General features: G+C 41.9%; 19 protein-coding genes. 11 read left to right on the forward strand and 8 right to left on the reverse strand.

Features of this window, described 5'->3' with window-relative positions; all coding sequences use genetic code 11:
- Positions 1-47 precede the first annotated feature (47 nt).
- Complete coding sequence (locus tag Q4492_RS07815; protein ID WP_303416682.1) at positions 48-422, forward strand: hypothetical protein; 375 nt, start codon at positions 48-50, stop codon at positions 420-422.
- Positions 423-456: 34 nt separating this feature from the next.
- Here the strand turns inward: Q4492_RS07815 and Q4492_RS07820 are convergent, their stop codons facing one another.
- Positions 457-756: a hypothetical protein gene (locus Q4492_RS07820; protein ID WP_303416683.1), complete on the reverse strand. Its 300-nt coding sequence runs from the start codon at positions 754-756 to the stop codon at positions 457-459.
- 290 nt (positions 757-1,046) lie between these two features.
- A complete protein-coding gene (locus tag Q4492_RS07825) occupies positions 1,047-1,481 on the reverse strand; it encodes a MarR family winged helix-turn-helix transcriptional regulator (protein WP_303416684.1) in 435 nt (144 codons plus the stop codon).
- Between the two features lie 101 nt (positions 1,482-1,582).
- Between Q4492_RS07825 and Q4492_RS07830 the strand changes: the two genes are divergently transcribed.
- A complete protein-coding gene (locus Q4492_RS07830; protein WP_303416685.1) occupies positions 1,583-2,071 on the forward strand; it encodes a DUF2798 domain-containing protein in 489 nt (162 codons plus the stop codon).
- Positions 2,072-2,113: 42 nt separating this feature from the next.
- Positions 2,114-2,407 (forward strand): DUF3861 domain-containing protein, encoded by a 294-nt coding sequence (locus Q4492_RS07835; RefSeq protein WP_303416686.1) that lies wholly within the window; start codon positions 2,114-2,116, stop codon positions 2,405-2,407.
- A 129-nt stretch (positions 2,408-2,536) separates the two neighbouring features.
- Here the strand turns inward: Q4492_RS07835 and Q4492_RS07840 are convergent, their stop codons facing one another.
- Positions 2,537-3,448 carry a DMT family transporter gene (locus tag Q4492_RS07840; RefSeq protein ID WP_303416687.1) on the reverse strand — a complete coding sequence of 304 codons (912 nt, stop codon included), beginning with the start codon at positions 3,446-3,448 and terminating at the stop codon, positions 2,537-2,539.
- Between the two features lie 362 nt (positions 3,449-3,810).
- On the opposite strand from Q4492_RS07840, the gene Q4492_RS07845 reads away from it, so the two are divergent.
- The 3 genes from Q4492_RS07845 to Q4492_RS07855 all read left to right on the forward strand — a co-directional run bounded on the left by Q4492_RS07845 (position 3,811) and on the right by Q4492_RS07855 (position 6,062).
- Positions 3,811-4,428, forward strand: a complete 618-nt coding sequence (locus Q4492_RS07845) for a BRCT domain-containing protein (protein ID WP_303416688.1) — start codon at positions 3,811-3,813, stop codon at positions 4,426-4,428.
- Positions 4,429-4,443: 15 nt separating this feature from the next.
- The gene (locus Q4492_RS07850) at positions 4,444-5,139 is read left to right on the forward strand and encodes an ion transporter (RefSeq protein WP_303416689.1); all 696 of its coding nucleotides are present in this window, start codon (positions 4,444-4,446) and stop codon (positions 5,137-5,139) included.
- Between the two features lie 98 nt (positions 5,140-5,237).
- Complete coding sequence (locus Q4492_RS07855; RefSeq protein ID WP_303416690.1) at positions 5,238-6,062, forward strand: mechanosensitive ion channel family protein; 825 nt, start codon at positions 5,238-5,240, stop codon at positions 6,060-6,062.
- A gap of 60 nt (positions 6,063-6,122) precedes the next feature.
- On the opposite strand, the gene Q4492_RS07860 is transcribed toward Q4492_RS07855, so the two are convergent.
- Entirely contained in the window at positions 6,123-8,054 is a 1,932-nt protein-coding gene (locus Q4492_RS07860) for an ATP-dependent DNA helicase RecQ (protein ID WP_303416691.1), read from the reverse strand.
- A 293-nt stretch (positions 8,055-8,347) separates the two neighbouring features.
- Between Q4492_RS07860 and Q4492_RS07865 the strand changes: the two genes are divergently transcribed.
- On the forward strand, positions 8,348-9,064 hold the full coding sequence (locus tag Q4492_RS07865) for a YebC/PmpR family DNA-binding transcriptional regulator (RefSeq protein WP_303416692.1): 717 nt from the start codon (positions 8,348-8,350) through the stop codon (positions 9,062-9,064).
- Between the two features lie 354 nt (positions 9,065-9,418).
- On the opposite strand, the gene Q4492_RS07870 is transcribed toward Q4492_RS07865, so the two are convergent.
- The 4 genes from Q4492_RS07870 to pdxB form a co-directional block, all read right to left on the reverse strand.
- Positions 9,419-9,988, reverse strand: coding sequence for a hypothetical protein (locus tag Q4492_RS07870; RefSeq protein ID WP_303416693.1), 570 nt, complete (start codon positions 9,986-9,988; stop codon positions 9,419-9,421).
- A 151-nt stretch (positions 9,989-10,139) separates the two neighbouring features.
- A complete protein-coding gene (locus Q4492_RS07875; RefSeq protein WP_303416694.1) occupies positions 10,140-11,252 on the reverse strand; it encodes an ATP-NAD kinase family protein in 1,113 nt (370 codons plus the stop codon).
- On the reverse strand, positions 11,245-11,949 hold the full coding sequence (locus Q4492_RS07880) for a flagellar brake protein (protein WP_303416695.1): 705 nt from the start codon (positions 11,947-11,949) through the stop codon (positions 11,245-11,247). Before Q4492_RS07880 ends, Q4492_RS07875 begins: the two co-directional genes overlap by 8 nt.
- A 61-nt stretch (positions 11,950-12,010) precedes the next feature.
- Entirely contained in the window at positions 12,011-13,147 is a 1,137-nt protein-coding gene (gene pdxB, locus Q4492_RS07885; RefSeq protein WP_303416696.1) for a 4-phosphoerythronate dehydrogenase PdxB, read from the reverse strand.
- A gap of 118 nt (positions 13,148-13,265) precedes the next feature.
- On the opposite strand from pdxB, the gene Q4492_RS07890 reads away from it, so the two are divergent.
- From Q4492_RS07890 to ahpC, 4 genes are all read left to right on the forward strand, one after another.
- Positions 13,266-13,517, forward strand: coding sequence for a hypothetical protein (locus Q4492_RS07890; protein WP_231867945.1), 252 nt, complete (start codon positions 13,266-13,268; stop codon positions 13,515-13,517).
- A gap of 186 nt (positions 13,518-13,703) precedes the next feature.
- Positions 13,704-15,353, forward strand: a complete 1,650-nt coding sequence (locus Q4492_RS07895; protein WP_303416718.1) for a methyl-accepting chemotaxis protein — start codon at positions 13,704-13,706, stop codon at positions 15,351-15,353.
- 154 nt (positions 15,354-15,507) lie between these two features.
- Positions 15,508-16,710, forward strand: a complete 1,203-nt coding sequence (trpB, locus tag Q4492_RS07900; RefSeq protein WP_303416719.1) for a tryptophan synthase subunit beta — start codon at positions 15,508-15,510, stop codon at positions 16,708-16,710.
- 281 nt (positions 16,711-16,991) lie between these two features.
- Positions 16,992-17,549, forward strand: coding sequence for an alkyl hydroperoxide reductase subunit C (gene ahpC / locus Q4492_RS07905; protein ID WP_067864428.1), 558 nt, complete (start codon positions 16,992-16,994; stop codon positions 17,547-17,549).
- Positions 17,550-17,636 lie beyond the last annotated feature (87 nt).

A 17,636-nucleotide genomic window follows, 5' to 3' on the forward strand; every position in this document is an offset into this window, starting at 1 on the left:
GCCCAATTAAACAAGGACAAATACAACCCGTATTTCAGTTTATTATTATGAAATTAATCGCAAAAATTGCCGACAAAGATGAAGCTATCTCCATTAAATACCGACTAGAAGGCTTAGGTATACCGATCTTTATCGGCAGCGAGAATACAGGGCCAACATCTGGAATGCCCCCTTTTGCTGACAGCTACACGATATGGGCAGAGATTGATTCTCAAGGTCAATGTGCATTTAAAGCCTTAGAAGATGAAACTTATACACCGATTAAACCTATAAACATTGCTGAATACAGACAATTTATCGAACAAACTAAACAAGAGCGCCGCAACTCTTTCAGTCGCTTCAATAATCATATTATGACCGTCATCGTTTTAGCTGGCGCTAGTTATTTTGCTTACCGACTATACCTTGCCCTGAGCGTATAAAGCTCGAAGCTAAACCTTCTAACCCTATAATCCTTCAACGGCTCCAGCTAAATTCAACGACTTTGTCATCGACAATTTTAATGGTCCAGATCACACTACTCTCCTCGCGATCTTGATAGTACCAGTACTCTGTACGACCCCAGCGTTTACAATAATCTCGCTTTTTATCTAAGCAAACCCTCTCGCTTCTTTTCCGAAGTGGTTCACCTGCTGCAAGAAATAGCTTTGTCGCCGTATCGCCCCGTACAATGTAATTACCATCTTTCCCTTTAAAGCGGGAAGCATTTACATTCAGCGACAAAGTGACAGCGAGTATTATAATGATCCATTTCACAATATAGCTCCTGTTAGCATTGCTCATTACACGCGTACAGAATAACGAGCGTGGTAAGTTATTTCCATTTGACAGCAAAGAAAGCCATTTTACTTATTCGAATAGAAAAATAATTAAGGCAGCTAAACGGTGGACATAAAGTGGCAAGACATACGCGCCGACAACACTCAACTTATCTACACAATAGGCCAAAGGTTGGCTTCCTACACTACCGATTCCTGTAGGAGTTCACCCCGTGAACGAAGGGCTATGGTGAATATTTGTCTTACACAGGATCCAATCTCACTGGATTAATTATTCTCCTCATAAAGGTTATTTGCCATTAACTCAGAAATACGCTCAAATTCCGCTAGCTCTTCTCGCTTTAGGTTTTGTGTCATCTTATTGACCGTATCAGCATCAATCTTCATCACCTCCTCAACTACAGTCATACCCGCATCAGTGATACTTAGGTAATGGCTTCGCTTATCATTAGGGTTGGGTTCTCTTTCGATTAAACCTTTATCAATCAAAGTGTTAATTAATCGTGTCACCTGCCCTTTATCGCGTCCAAGAATACCCGCTATATCCACCGCTGTGCACGGTTTTTTCCTATCAACAATCTTCAGCGCTCGAATATGCATAGGCGTGAGATCTAAACTTAGTTGCTCTGTTTTTTTATACATTTGGCGCTTTAATCCATGGACTAAGCGAAATAAGTTCTCTAACGATTTTTGATTAGACATCTCGACTACTCTTTTAAATATAGTTGACAATATCAACCATTAAGAAATATAGTTGCTATTGTCAACTATACAGCAATTTGCTTCAAAACAGGAAAGCCATTATGAACACCCCTACTGAACTGCCATTACCGAGTCAAAGCGGCAGGAAAACACCTTTGGTTTATAAGGTATTAATCATATTGAGCATAATGAGTGTTATAGCGGGTTCATTAACAGGGGTTATGACCTATATGAATGTCGGTTACTCCAATACTTTTTTAACTGATTGGCTCAGCTCATTTCTATCTGCTTTCATCCTAATGCCTATAGGCTTACTGCTTATGGGCTTGATTACCAAGTTTGTTGAACAACAGATGCCTAATACAAATGAGCACAAACGTAACCTTATTGTAGGCGCGATTATGGCTTGCGTGATGGAGTCCATAATGGCTTTCAGTACAACCACAACGAATATTGGATATTCAACCTCGACCGAGTTTTTATCTGCTTGGCTAACGAGCACTCTAGCAGCTCTGCCTTTAGGACTAACTTTCATGGTCATTATGTCGATGACAATTAAACCTAAGCTTGAGCTTTTTCTGAAAAGTTAATAACTCCCCTAACATACACGCTAATTGATTGAGATAACGACTATGAAGAAACAGCATTTGTACAAAGTAAACATTGAGCATCTAAAAAATGCTGATGGTTCAGTGCCTGAAGACAGCAGCCTAGCCTTCGAATTTTCCAGCCATGATGAACTTTTTACTATCATAGAAAAGCTCAAAGCTAGGACAGATATAGGCCCAGCAAAAGCAGCCCCTTTAACGCTAGGGATCAAACTATTCGGTGGCCTAATGTTAGCTAATAAAAATGATGATCTATTTGTAAGCCTGTTTCCGCACTTTTCAGCATTTATGAAAAAAATTAAACAGAAGACTCACTAGACTCTTCGTCATATTTACCCCCCTTTTCTAGGCGGTTAGCAAGCTATGATCAACCGCTGGGTGCAATCACTACAATTAGCGTTTAAGAGCCATTAAGTAATTTGGCTCTTAAACCCTATAAAAAATAAGTCACCGTGACTGGCTTATTTTATAACGTGCAGTCTGTTTACCTTGCCAAAGAATAAACAGCCCCGAAACAACGATAAAGCTGCAGCCAATCAACATTGGAAAACTTATCTCTTCATTAAACAGCAACACGCCTAAACCTATACCAAACAACAACCGCGAGTATCTAAACGGTGTCACTGCAGAGACCTCTCCTGTTCGCATCGCCTTCATCAAACAGGAATAAGCTGTAACACCGGCTAATACCGCACCTACTAGGTAGATTGATGTTTTAAAATCGGGGACTAAAAAAGGTATCGCTTCCCACACCGAGAAGAGCATGCCTGCCACAACAACCGCAAGAAACCCATACAAACCTAAAATGGATGTACTGATCGATGCCGGAGCCGCCCGACTGGCTAAATCACGACAGGCAAAACCGAGCATCCCTAAAATGGCAAAAATTGACAAGAAAGAGAAATTATCCGTTCCTGGGCGAATGATAATAATAACGCCAAGTAAACCAACAAAAATGGCCACCCATCGTTTTAACCCTACTTTTTCACGAAAGATAAATGCCGCCCCTGCCACTACAACAATGGGACTCGCCTGAAGAATCACTGTAGCTGATGATAAGGGGGTTAAAGTAATAGCCAGTACGTAAAACAACCGCCCTATAATCTCGAACAGTACCCGAAACCTCATCGGGCAGGAGATCACATCTAAATGAAACAAACCCTCCCCTCTAACTAGGGTTACACCGGCAAATAGAAAAGCACCACTTAACCCAAAAATCACCAGAATTTGTGCGATCGGTAGAGTCTCTGCAACTATTTTTATAAAAGCATCTTCAGCAGCAAAGATAGCCATCGCAGTTACCATCCAGAAACTACCGATCAAGTTGGTACGGCGATCAGTTCCGAAATCTTTAGTCACAAAAAACCTCATTTTTTAGGACAGACACCATGGTTGGGCACATACGCGAAGCACTCAAAGGACTTTAAATAAATAACCTACCGCATAAGTGCAGTGGGTTAATGTGAAGTGTCCCATGAAAATTGATATTAAGAACAGGTTTAAAAAAGGTAGAGCAAGCAGAAGCATACACGAAACCTACTCTCAAATTCTGCCCAATTATAGGAAAAACTTTCCCTATTTGTTATGAATACTGCAACTTTAAAATTAGGTTAAAACCTACCAGCTAACGATAAGTACTCTGAGGTTTTTACCAATGGCCTCAATTCGATATAATGTTTATATAGGAATAATTAGCAATTAGGACAAACAGGGATGATGATATGGATATATTTACCAAATTTAATAGAAAAAACATTCAAGACCGTCAAATAGATACTTTAATCGGTCTAAGTAAAGGAATTACCGCCAATGGTGTTGTTGATTTACCTGAAGCAGAATTTCTACAAACATGGCTTATACAAAACAGTCACTCCGATAACCCAATAATATTAAACCTGCTCTCAAAGGTCAGCGATATGCTGGAAGATGGTATTTTAGATAACGAAGAATCTTCTGAGCTTTTTTCAATACTACATAGTATCTCTGGCAACAAATCAGAACTGGGTGAGCTTTCAAAAACATCTACCCTTCCCCTTTGTTCACCGCCACCTATTATTAAATTCCATGAAAAAACATTCTTATTTACGGGTACTTGTGCTTACGGGACACGAAAAGACTGCCAATCGGCAATTCAAACTCTCGGCGGGATTAACGCAAAAACAGTCACTAAAACTCTAGATTACCTCGTCATTGGAACTTATGTTACCGATAGTTGGATACATGAAAGCTTTGGGCGAAAAATAGAGAAAGCTATCGAATATCGTGATTCTGGTATCCCTATCTCTATAATCACAGAAACACATTGGTTAAATGAATCAGGTATCAACCATAGAAAATAACAATAGGCCGATACAATGCAAGTAGCTAAAGATGATCAAAAAACTTTCTTTAACCAACCGATCGTTGCATGGTCAATTACCTTACTTATAATCTATTCAGTCATTTGTTTTTCAATAGATACTCTTCCTGATTTAGATGAATCTACGACTACATTTTTGTACTATTCAGAAATAATTGTTGTATCAATTTTTACAGTTGAATATTTGTATCGCCTATACCTTGCAGAAAATAAGACTAAATTTATTTTTAGCTTTTATGGCTTAATTGATCTCTTAGCTATTCTGCCATTTTATGTGGCTACCGCCATAGATCTGCGCACTTTACGGCTGATGCGGCTCTTAAGATTAGCTAGACTTTTAAAACTGGCTAGGTACAACCAAGCCTTATTACGATTTAGCAAAGCGTTATTTTTAGTCAAAGAAGAACTCATTATCTTTTCTATAGCCAGTTTAGTCTTGCTTTATCTTTCAGCTGTAGGTATCTACCATTTCGAAAATAGTGCACAGCCCGCAGTATTCCGCTCGATCTTTGATTGCTTATGGTGGGCAGTGGCAACATTAACTACCGTCGGATATGGTGATATTTATCCAATCACTATCGGCGGGCGCATATTCACATTTGTTATCCTTATGATAGGTCTTGGCTTAATTGCAGTTCCTACAGGCATTGTTGCATCTGCACTCTCAGATGTACGAAAACAACACAGATAAGAATTTGAGTTTTCAACTACACTGACAACTATTCTTAATCCCTTATTAAGCTACAAAAATTTACCCTAAGCACCATAACTAATAACAAGGCATAAAAAATGGAATTTCTCGACAGTATCGATATAAATCAACACCTGCCAGCGGCGATCGCTTGGGCAACCAATATCTTATTAGCAATAGTCATTCTGATTATTGGTTTTTGGATAGCAGGCAGTGTAAACAAACTGATTATTAACATAGGTAAAGGCAAACATTTAGATGATACGCTTTTCCGTTTTTTAGGTAGCTTTGCTCGCTACTTAATACTCGCTTTTGTTTTTATTGCTGTTCTAAACCGTTTCGGTGTGCAAACCGCTTCTATCGTTGCCTTATTAGGTGCGGCGGGTTTAGCTGTTGGTTTAGCCTTACAGGGCGCTATGTCAAACTTAGCGGCCGGTGTCATGCTCCTCATCTTTAGACCTTATAAAGTAGGTGATTTTATCGATGCGGCCGGTTGTTTTGGTAATGTAACTGAGATCGATATGTTTACTACGATTCTACAAACATTTGATCAACAGCAGGTCATTATCCCTAATAGCCAGATCTGGGGCGAGAAGATCATTAACCACTCTCACTATGATGTGCGCGGTGTTGATATGCACTTTGGCGTAGCTTATGGCGAAAGCACCGATGCTGCTCGCGCAGTGATTGACAGTGTATTAGCTAATCACCCTCATATTTTGAAAGATCCGGCACCTTTTGTTGAAGTAGAAACCTTGAATGACAGTTCTGTGGACTTTTTGGTACGTCCTTTCTGCAAAGGTGAGCATTACTTTGATGTTCTTTATTCTGTACCTGAACTGATCAAAAAAGCGCTCGATGAGAACGGAATCGAGATTCCATTCCCACACCGTAAAATCATTATGGTTAACGAAAACGCATAACCAACTAACGACAGAGCTTCATCCTCATGGGTGGGGCTCTGCCGTTAAATCCACTCTATTTCAAATAAGCTCTACCACTTTATCTTTGATGCTTTGAAAGCGAACCTGTTCACAGCAACCAAATCCATCCAACTGCCTAACTTTATTACGACTAAATAGCGGAATACTGATCCCGGCCAGAAAACGGCAGTACGTTCCAACACTCGGTGATCGTTTCGTCTTTGTTTCAATATGTTGTTTAAATCCATTCAAGACGCTTTGCAAACGTCGATCTTCTGGCAGTTGAGGCTGATGTGAATAGGCTAATTTTGCAACTTGGCCTCGACAAACTGAGCAGTGACCACACTGTTCAGGTGCGTTCTGATCATCAAAATATCGAGCTAAATTAGCGGTAAGGCATCGATCTAATTCAAAAAACCTGACTAAAGCAGCAATCCGCTGTATCTCTTTTTGCTCTTTATCTAAAAAGTAATCACTTAAAACGTGCACAAGTTCCGGTTGAGACAGGGCCTCTTCATCAACAGAGAACACTTCAGTGATCTTTTTGCTCTCCAGTACAATATGTCCCTGCTCTTGTAGATAATCCAACGCTGCGACAACACGGCTGCGCTCACAACCATAATGTTGATAGAGACTCTCTATATCTAAGCTACCCCAGATTTTTTTAAACTGAGTATGATCAAAAATAGCCTTTAAAAACTCCAACCTTTCACCATTAAATTGTTTTAACAGCTCCCTTTGGTCGGTCATAAATTTATAACGATATTCAGCAAAATAAGCATACAGCGGCTTAATAACTTTATTGAGCTCTAACTGAACGAGTAAGGTTTTTAAGGGAAGCTGTCTAATATTGGCATCATTAGATAAACTTAGAATTTGCAGTTCCCACTGCCCGTTTGAGACCTCTTTACGGATATTATCCACCACTACCGCAATCCCTTCAGGTTCTGGGGTATCACCATATACAAAGTTTTCTACAGTATTGATCCCATCCAAATTCGCTAAGGTAATGCAGTTCGACGCGAGCCCATCACGCCCGGCTCGACCGATCTCTTGACTGTAGTTTTCAATGGACTTAGGTAGATCATAATGGATAACAAAACGTACATCCGCTTTGTCTATACCCATACCAAAAGCGATCGTTGCAACTACAACTTGGCATTGACCCGCCATAAAGTCAGATTGAATCTGATGCCGAAGATCGTTATCTAAACCCGCATGATAGGCTGTAGCCGAGATCTGTTGGGTCGCTAAATACTTAGCAACCTGCTCAGCACTCTGCTGCAAAGTAACATACACAATGCCGGGGCCTTTCTGCTGCTTAATTAGATCAACCAATTGCTTATCTTTATCTTGGCTTGCCACCGGCAACACCGTTAAATCAAGATTATTCCGATAAAAACCAGTTTGGACTATATGCTCAGGTGCAATAGCAAAACGTTGCGCCATATCTTTTTTGACTTTTCTCGTTGCCGTTGCTGTCAGCAAAAGTACTAAGGGGATATTTAGCTCCTGTCGATATTGTGGAAGCTTCAAATAGTCGGGGCGAAAGTTATGACCCCATTCAGAGATACAGTGCGCCTCATCAACCACCAGCATTGAGATGTCGATAGAAGCGATAAACTCGCGAAAACGCTCATTTTTAAAACGCTCAACAGATACCATCAAAATTTTAATCTTACCTTGACGAATATCGCGCATAACCGTTTGGTTTTCTTGCGGTGTTAAGGTGGAATCAATACTCGCAGCAGCAATTCCTTTCGATTTAAGAAATGCCAATTGGTCTTTCATTAAAGCAAGTAGGGGTGAGACCACCAGTGTCAGATGGGGAAGATGGACCGCACTAAACTGGTAGCACAGGGATTTCCCTGCCCCAGTCGGAAAAATAGAGAGCGTAGAATGACCTGAGAGAAGCTGCTTAATCGTTTGCTCTTGTCCCTCTCGAAAAGAATCAAAGGCAAAATATTGCTGTAAAGCTGGTTGTAAATCCATATCAGTCGTCCTTTACGTTAAATCCGTTTAACGGTTGGTATGAGGTGAAATAATCTGAACAGAAATATAACAGATAATCCTTTCACTAGAGCCCTTTACAATAGATCCTCGAAAAGAGAAAGCTCCCTTAGAAAGAGTCTAGATAAGGTAACAACCACCCCAAACAGAACAAAATTCGTACAATTCATTCCGCCATTTAGGCAATCACCTCCATCAAATCTTAATTGGTGGTTTAATAACGCGGCGCTTATCTGTAAAATTTTGTTCTTTTTATCAGTGTATGGAATATCGCAATGGGTCGTGCTTATCAAAACCGTAAAGAGTCAATGGCGAAAACATCGGATGCCAAGGCTAAGGTTTACAGTAAATTCAGCCGTGAGATTTATGTATGTGCTAAATCTGGCGGTGTCGAGTTAGAAGGTAACTTAGCGTTATTGGGTCTAATTGAACGAGCCAAAAAAGCTCAAGTACCCGCTCATGTAATTGATAAAGCACTTGATAAAGCAAAAGGCGGCGGTGGTGAAGATTTCTCCCCTGCGCGCTACGAAGGATTTGGCCCGGGTGGCTGCATGGTAATCGTAGAATGCTTAACGGATAATCCTAACCGTACTTTTGGCGATGTACGTAACTGCTTTAACAAAACCAAATGTAAAATTGGTAGCCAAGGCAGCGTTAGCCACATGTTCGATCACAGTGCTATTTTTGTGTTTGCCGGTGATGACGAAGATGCAGTACTTGAAGCACTGATGATGGAAGATGTTGATGTAACTGACATTGAATGCGAAGAGGGAAAAATTACTGTCTTTGCACCACATACTGACTACTTCAAGGCAAAAAAAGCGCTACAAGATAATATCGAAGGACTTGATCTAGAAGTCGATGAGATTCAGTTTGTGCCACAAAATATGTCACCCGTTTCTGAAGATGATATGCCAATGTTCGAAAAGTTCATTGATATGCTAGAAGATCTGGATGATGTACAGAACATCTACCATAACGCAGAAGTTTAAGTAGAGATCTACGGATAGCCCTAATCTCGTCTATCTAGGGCCCATTATTCGGACCTAAAAAAACGCCCGCACATCACTGATAGTTGATCTGCGGGCTTTTTATAAACCAATACTTTTCAATAAATAAACAACTAAACCAGCTCTGCCCCATCATATTACGTCATATCAAAGGATTTGATTTATGACAGGCAAAAAAAAGCACCACTTTCTAATTAGAGAGTAGTGCTCAAACAGACCTTTCAACCAACAGAACCCAATTTCCACTAACTTAATTGTAAGGTCTACCGTCTTTCAGGAGGAACAATAGACTGCCACTCTGAATATTAGTTCCCTGAAAGAGAGTGATTTTTCTATTTACATCATGCCGTTCATTGCTTTGAACTTAGCCATCAATTCAACAGGCTGTTCACTCTTATTGCTTTTATTTAAAACATAAACGACAGTTTGACCTTGTGGGCCAGCAGCGATTTGTGTAAAGCGGTATGGCGCTTCGCCGACAAGACGAACATCTTCCATATCTTGTAATGTGCTAAACACATACAAACGACCATCTTCACCGCGCATTTCGCCATAGAAATCATCTGCGGCTTCAAGCTTGCCATTAAACATATCGATGCTAGCAATGCCTGATGACTTTTTCTTGTCTTCACTGGTTAAACCATAAACAAGGGTTGCGCCTTTAGGCCCACCACCAATGAAAACCTTACGGAAAGAGGTCTCACCTACAGTCAAAAACTGTTGATACGTTTTGAAATCATCAAAAACATAATAACGACCTTCATGCATTACTTCATACAAGTCATCATTATTTAGCTGAGTAGCCGCGGCAGACTGAGTTTCTTCCTGTTGAACTTGGTGCGTATGACAACCAGTTAGGGAGAACATTGCAGTTGCAAACACTGCGCTAGCAATCAGTTTTTTCATGGAGAGCCTCATTAATTGATCAATAAAAATTAAGAGGCACTTTACTTAGGAAATATTACAAAATAATGTCATTTTTATTCAGCTAAAAAACTAAATAAAAGGAATCGAACTAATAACATTGAGCCGCCAAGCAGAGGAGGTAAACCGCTCACTAATAATCAGCAACTCTATACAGAACTGAGTCGTGATAACCTGTATTCACCGGAATAACACCTGCCAGTAATTTATTAACCTCAGGATCACCACTATCCACAATTAATGGACGCCCCTCTAAGGCTTTAAGTTTTGTTTTAGTCGCAATTACATTGATATTTTGTTTGCCTAAACGCTTTAACAGCGCAGGACTTAATTGTTGATTGCCGCGGCCAATAATATGTCCTTGGCCACCAATTAACGTAATCACTAACTGACAGGGATGACCTTGAGTCAATTCTAATAACTGATTTGCAGTACAGTCAGCAGCTATAAGTTGATTATCTTTAATAAGATCTACACCTAAAAGCGTATTAGGCAACCCTAACTGCTCCATAACCCCAGCAACAGTAGAACCAGACCCCATCACATAAAAGGTATCCGGCTCCATTCGTTCAATAATATCAGCGGCTATATCATCAAGGACTAACTCTTCAGATTCCTTACCGCCATTTTTGACCTGTTGCAGATAACGATGCTCTTGAGGGACCAACAGATCACCATAATATTTGGCGCGAACACGCCCTTCACGGAACGCCACTTCATCTATATCGCGCACCTCTTGGTCACCTAATGTGACTAACTCACCTTTAACTAACATGGCAATAATTTCGCCCGCTGCTTTCGGCGTTACCGCATAAACCCCTGAATGGATCTTAACGCCAGCGGGAATACCTAACACAGGCACGTCCTCTGCAATCGCTGCACAAATATTACGTGCGGTGCCATCTCCACCGGCAAATAGAACAATATCCACACCCTGATTAACAAGATCTTGTGCGGCCTGGATAGTGTCCTCTGCAGACGTATTACCCGATTGAATCTCACCGATAACTTGAGGAATGAAGCCCGCCTGACGGGCAACGGTTTCGCCCATTTCAGCGGGATAGGTCACTAGCTCTATATCTAAACCTTTGAGTACCTCAAGGGCTTGCAGTGTTCTTAAACCCGCTTTAGGTTCCGCACCTAAAGCTAAGGCTTCACGCGCGGTTTCTTCACCGTCACTACCTTTTAACGCGACACTACCGCCGACACCGGCCAAAGGGTTAATGATCAGGCCAAGCTTAAACACTTAAGATCTCCAAATTACCCGTTTCAATTAAAAACTGTTGGTACACAAAACCCGCTAAAATTAGATGGGTATCATCATCCAAATCTAAAAACTCTAGTCCATGACTTACTACTGTACTGACACTTCCCTCTTGGGGTTGCACACTACGTATGAGCGCCGTTGTTAAAATAACCTGATCTACACCCGCCACAGAAAAACGGGTTGTCATAAACAGCTTATCGCCCTGCTTACCTAAAGCTACAGGTGCATCAACACAAGCACCACTCAAGCTAATATCAGTGCAATAAGCATTAATAGGCCAGTCATGCCTTAGCCCTTTACCTTGCTCAAATTCATCAATTGAAACCAACAAATTAACGGGAACCCGTGTGTGACTCCGGATACGCCTAACTTCCGTCGTTTTTGGATATTCTAAATGCCAATAAGCAAAAGGCGAGGTTTGAATTTTCAGGATCCTAGCGCTAAATGCACAGATAAAATTGCCGGTCATCAAGCGAACGGTCACTTGTGCCCCGGCATTAACGACTGAGCTTTTCGGCGCTGAGACCATTAAACTACCGTTTTCACGGTAGCCTAATAACTGAACAGAATAGCGGGCACGCGGCGCACGGGTTTCAATCTGAACTTTCTCACCTATACGTGGATTAAGTTCAGCTAGCGAGCGCGATGTATCAAGTGATTCTAATGCTTTTGTCATTAAAGTGTTTCTTAGTCTCTCTAATAGATGACGAGGACGTTAAGTAAATAACTTAAGTGAGTTAACCTTTAGCGGCTAACTTGAAACCTATAGCCTCAATTTGATCTGGGTCCTTTGCACCCGCAACATTAAGCGCAGAAAACTCTCGTCTTGCACGGTACTGTTTTCGCAATTGATCAAAGGCCTGTTTTTGCTCCGCTTCGGGTAACGTCAGAGTATGTCGCAGCATATAATCATCAATGCGCGGGTCATACACTTTTTCCATCAACTCCAATATGCTCAGATCCCCCTGCTCGACACAGGCTAACTCAGACTGAGGTAAAAACGCTTCGAGTGATTCTTCGCAAGGCTGATCCAAATACTCACACAAGGCTTGATAAAGCATAAATGTGCCACGAATTTTACCATCAAAGCTATAACCGGCAATATGTGGTGACACAATAGCGCAACGCTCAGCTAACGCGGCATTAACTGCCGGCTCATGTTCCCATACATCAAGGATAAATGTGAGTCCTGGGCGCTTTTTCCCTATATCTAGCAAGGCTCGATTATCAATTACGGGGCCACGCCCTGCATTCAAAACGATAGCATGATCTTGAATCATCCCTAGCTCAAGATCAGAAATCAAATGCTCTGTTGGGTGCTCGCCCTCTTGCGTAAGCGGCGTATGCAAACAGATAACATCCGCTTGTTTTAACAAACTATGCAGAGGAATAAAGCCCTCTTCTGAACTCGCTCTAGGAGGATCATTAACAAGCACTTTATAACCCAGTGCTTGTAAACGTCGCTGTAAACGTCCTCCGACATTTCCTACGCCAACAATGCCATAAGTTCTGTCTTTAGGATCAAAGCCTTGCCATTCAGCAGTAAGAAACAAACAACTCAGCACATATTCCACGACGGCATCAGCATTACAGCCCGGCGCATTACTAAAAGCTATACCTTTACTCTCCAGATACTGCTGATCAATATGATCAGTACCTATAGTTGCCGTGCCGACAAACTTAACCGGACTTGAGGCTAAAAGCGCTTCGTTAACTTGTGTAATTGAACGGACAAGCAGTACATCAATATCATGTAAATCTTTAGGCGATAAATCTCGGCCGGGCTTCAGAATAACCTTACCAAAACGAGAAAAAATGGCCTCAGCTTGAGGCATATTTTCATCCGCTAAAATATTTAGTTTTCTGTTACGCAATTTATCAATCTCCAGACTTTACAAACAGGCTCAGTTCAGGCTCAATTCGCGGTTTTAAATTACATACATGAACAAAAATAGTGGCTCAAGCCACTTATATTGATTGGATCTCACGCACTTGATCATTCGTTGGAAAAAACATCAGGAATATTACATTGTAAGAATGTACCAAGACCTGATCGGCGATTGGGTTGTCAGCCAAAGCTGGGGCAACAACGCCGAGAATACAAGTGCCTGCAACCAGACAGTTAGTACATCATATCAAGATGCACGACTGATCGTCAGGGAAATTCGCAAACAACTCAAGAGCCAAGGATTTCGCCATGTTGCTCGTCAAGAAACCCAATTAGGGTTTGAATTCGATCACTAAGCGAGTATCTCTAAAAAAGTCGATCTAAAACAAGCGCCTGACATTTCCTCTATCTAATACTCCTGATCCAAACAGCCAATACCAAAGTAGAGCATTTACAGATAATGCCTAATGCTATATTCCATATACGTCATTGTTTTATTAGCAATAAATAATATCTATCCACTAAGCTACTAAGGAAAGTACATGAACGGTTCCTTGTTTGGTTTTTACACTAAAAGTTTTTTATCCGCTCTAGTTATTACTGGATTAGCTGCTGGTGCTGCTTTTGCCACAGGAGCGGATAACCGATCGTTAATAGCTTTAACTTGTAGCGCGCTTTTAGCCTCCCTAACGTCCATATTGGTTATACACAAAACTTTATTAGGGCCTATGGCAAATGAAATAACGCACGCAAAAGAGGCTAAATTTGATCAATTAAAACTTCTACCTTATTTTTTTGGTGACTTTTTTACAAAGCTAGCAAATACCGAAAATATCAGCGGTAAACTATCCAACAGCGCAAATGCTAATGCAATTTCGGCCGCGGAGGTATCCTTCTCGGCGGATACTCTTAAAGCTCAGCTCGACAACCAAGTGCAAGAGGTAGCACAAATAGCCAGTAACGCTGAAGAGATGACAGTGACTGTACAGCAATCGGAACAACAAGCTGAACTGGCAGCTCAGATGGCTATCCAAGCGAAAGAGACAGGAGCAGAAGGACAACAAGCATTAACCGCAGCGATGGTAGATATTCGAGAATTAAACGCCCAAGCCACAGAAACCTTAATATTAATTGAGCAACTCAACGAAAAATCACAAAAAATACAAGATGTGACCCGAGTGATCGAAGAGATTGCCGAACAAACCAACCTGCTTGCCCTTAACGCAGCAATTGAAGCCGCTCGAGCAGGTGATCATGGCCGCGGCTTTGCCGTAGTCGCTGATGAAGTAAGGCAGTTAGCCTCACGTACAGGCAGTGCAACCGGCGAGGTAGAACTGATCGTTGATGAAATACGTTCAGAAACCCAGCAGGTGGTTAATCGTATTCAAACCCTTTCGAGTAATGTCGAAAGCGGCACCATCGCCATGGAAAAAATTAGCGATCAGTTAGGCGGAATTTCAGAACAATCATCAAATGTTGAGCAGCAAATTTCCACCATCGCCGAAGGCGCAAGAAACAACCGGCAGAATCTTGAGGTCATCTTTAACTCACTGCAAAATGTTCGCCATGAGTTAGAAGGAAGCGATACTGAAGTCTCTCAACTAGCAACACAGGCAGCCTCTTTAATGGAAGCGGCTGAAAAATCTAATTCCATTTTAGCCACCGCCTCAGAACAAAATTATCACCAACCCTTTTTCCATATTGCACGAGACACTGCAAACCGAGTTTCAGCGGCCTTTGAGCAAGCTATATCTCAAGGCCAAATATCTGAGTCAGCACTATTTGATCACACCTACACCCCTGTGGAAGGTTCAAACCCTCAAAAACACACTACTCCATTTGATCAATTAACCGACAAGATCCTACCTAACATCCAAGAGCCTGCGCTGAACAGCCATGAGAAACTGATCTACGCAATTGCTACGGATATTAATGGCTACATTCCCACCCATAATAATCAGTTTGCTCACCCTTTATCGGGCGATTATGAAACCGATCTGGTAAAAAGCCGTAGCAAACGCATCTTTAATGATAGAACCGGCGCCCGCTGTGGGGCCCATACCGATACGATGCTGCTACAAACTTACAAACGCGACACTGGTGAAATTATGCATGATCTATCCGTGCCAATCTTTGTTAACGGCAAGCATTGGGGCGGAGTACGTATAGGCTATAAACCGGATCAACATTAAATCAAGGCATAGATCAACGAAACCGCTGTTGGCCTTAGGTCACAGCGGTTTTTTAAATTCTCTAGTGGTTTAATTGAGCATTCAGCTCCTTATAATAAAGTTAATATATTAAACACTAATAAAAAATACGCTACGCAGCGGAACAGGATGGAAGATGAGTAAATTTACCTACGCAGAGATGCCCAATAAAGAAGGCTTTTTTGGTGAGTTTGGTGGCCAAGAGATACCACCTGAACTTAAGCAGATTATGGATGAGATTAACGATGCTTATGAAGAGATTCGGCAGATGCCTGAATTTCAAGCAGAACTTGATCTGCTATTCGCTGACTATGTAGGTCGTCCAAGCCCTATCTACCATGCAAAACGCTTAAGCGAAAAGCTAGGTGGCGCACAAATCTATTTAAAACGTGAAGACCTAAATCATACTGGCGCCCATAAGATCAATCACTGCCTTGGTGAAGCCCTACTTGCAAAGTTTATGGGTAAAACCAAAGTAATCGCTGAAACCGGCGCAGGACAGCATGGCGTCGCACTCGCAACCGCCTGTGCCCTTGTCGGTATTCCCTGTGAAATACATATGGGTCAAGTGGATATCGAAAAAGAACACCCTAACGTCACCAAAATGAAGATTTTAGGCTGTACATTAATCCCCGTTACCCGTGGCACCGCCACCCTTAAAGATGCCGTCGACAGTGCATTTGATGAGTATCTAAAAGACCCAGTGAACTTCATCTATGCCATAGGCTCAGTGGTTGGCCCTCATCCTTTCCCTAAAATGGTCAGAGATTTTCAGAGTATTATTGGTACAGAAGCCCGCGAACAGTTCCAAGCAAAAACCAATCACCTACCGGACTATGTCACCGCCTGTGTCGGTGGTGGCTCTAATGCCATCGGTATGTTTAGCGCCTTTCTTAACGATGAAAGCGTCAATCTTGTGGGGATCGAGCCTGCCGGTAAAGGGCTTGATACCCAAGAACACTCAGCCACACTTACACTCGGTAAACCTAGCACCCTACACGGCATGAAATGCTACGTACTAGAAACCGAAGATGGCGAACCTATGCCAGTCCATTCCATCGCATCTGGACTCGACTATCCTGGCGTAGGCCCACAGCACAGCTACTTAAAAGACTTAGGCCGCGTACAGTATGAAACCGCTTCGGACCAAGAATGCTTAGATGCCTTTATGGAACTCTCTCGTGTAGAAGGCATTATCCCCGCTCTCGAAAGCTCCCATGCCGTCGCTTGGGCCATGCGTAAAGCACCGACCCTTTCAAAGGGTCAAACAATTTTAGTCAACCTATCAGGCCGGGGCGATAAAGATGCTGATTACGTAGCCGAGAAATTAGGGCTGTAAGCTTAGAAATAAAAAGAAAGGATTAGATCTTATGTATCAATCAGTTACTGATTGACGATAGATCTAGTTCTTTCTACCTTCCTGCCAAACCTTTCTACACATTCGCGCGTTGCCTATAAGTATTAACACTTCACCTAATTACGCCTTTAAATCAATTGATAGGTTATTGCTATCACACCATTAAAAACAATCAATTTAATCTATTCTATCCAGTCATGCATCATAGATCTCGTTCCCAAGCAGATAGCTTGCCCACATATTTAACGACTGGAGTTACCACAATGATTAATACAACTATCAAGCCTTTCTCAGCAACTGCCTTTAAACAAGGTGAATTCGTCGAGATCACTGAAGCGGATGTTATTGGTAAATGGGCTGTTTTCTTTTTCTACCCAGCGGACTTCACATTTGTATGTCCAACTGAGCTAGAAGATCTTGCTAGCAAATATGAAGAGCTTCAGAAAATGGGTGTTGAAGTGTTTTCTGTCTCTACTGATACACACTTCTGCCACAAAGCATGGCACGACACGTCTGATGCTATCGGCACTATCAACTACTACATGGTAGGCGATCAAACAGCCACGATTACTAGCAACTTCGGTGTACTGCGTGAAGGCCAAGGTCTTGCAGATCGTGCAACTTTCTTGATCGATCCAGAAGGTGTAATTCAGGCGATGGAGATTACTGCGGAAGGTATTGGTCGTGATGCAGATGATCTGATGCGCAAAATTAAAGCGGCTCAGTATGTTGCAGCTCACCCTGGTGAAGTATGCCCAGCTAAATGGAAAGAAGGTGAAGCAACATTGGCTCCTTCTCTTGATCTAGTCGGCAAAATCTAATCCGACACCGGTAATGGGCGCCTTTACCTAAGGCCTGCCATAACCAAAGAGAGACACCCACCATCGACGTGAACAAGCCTGTTGATG

The organism is Neptuniibacter sp. 1_MG-2023, from assembly GCF_030547185.1.
GTDB lineage: Bacteria > Pseudomonadota > Gammaproteobacteria > Pseudomonadales > Balneatricaceae > Neptuniibacter.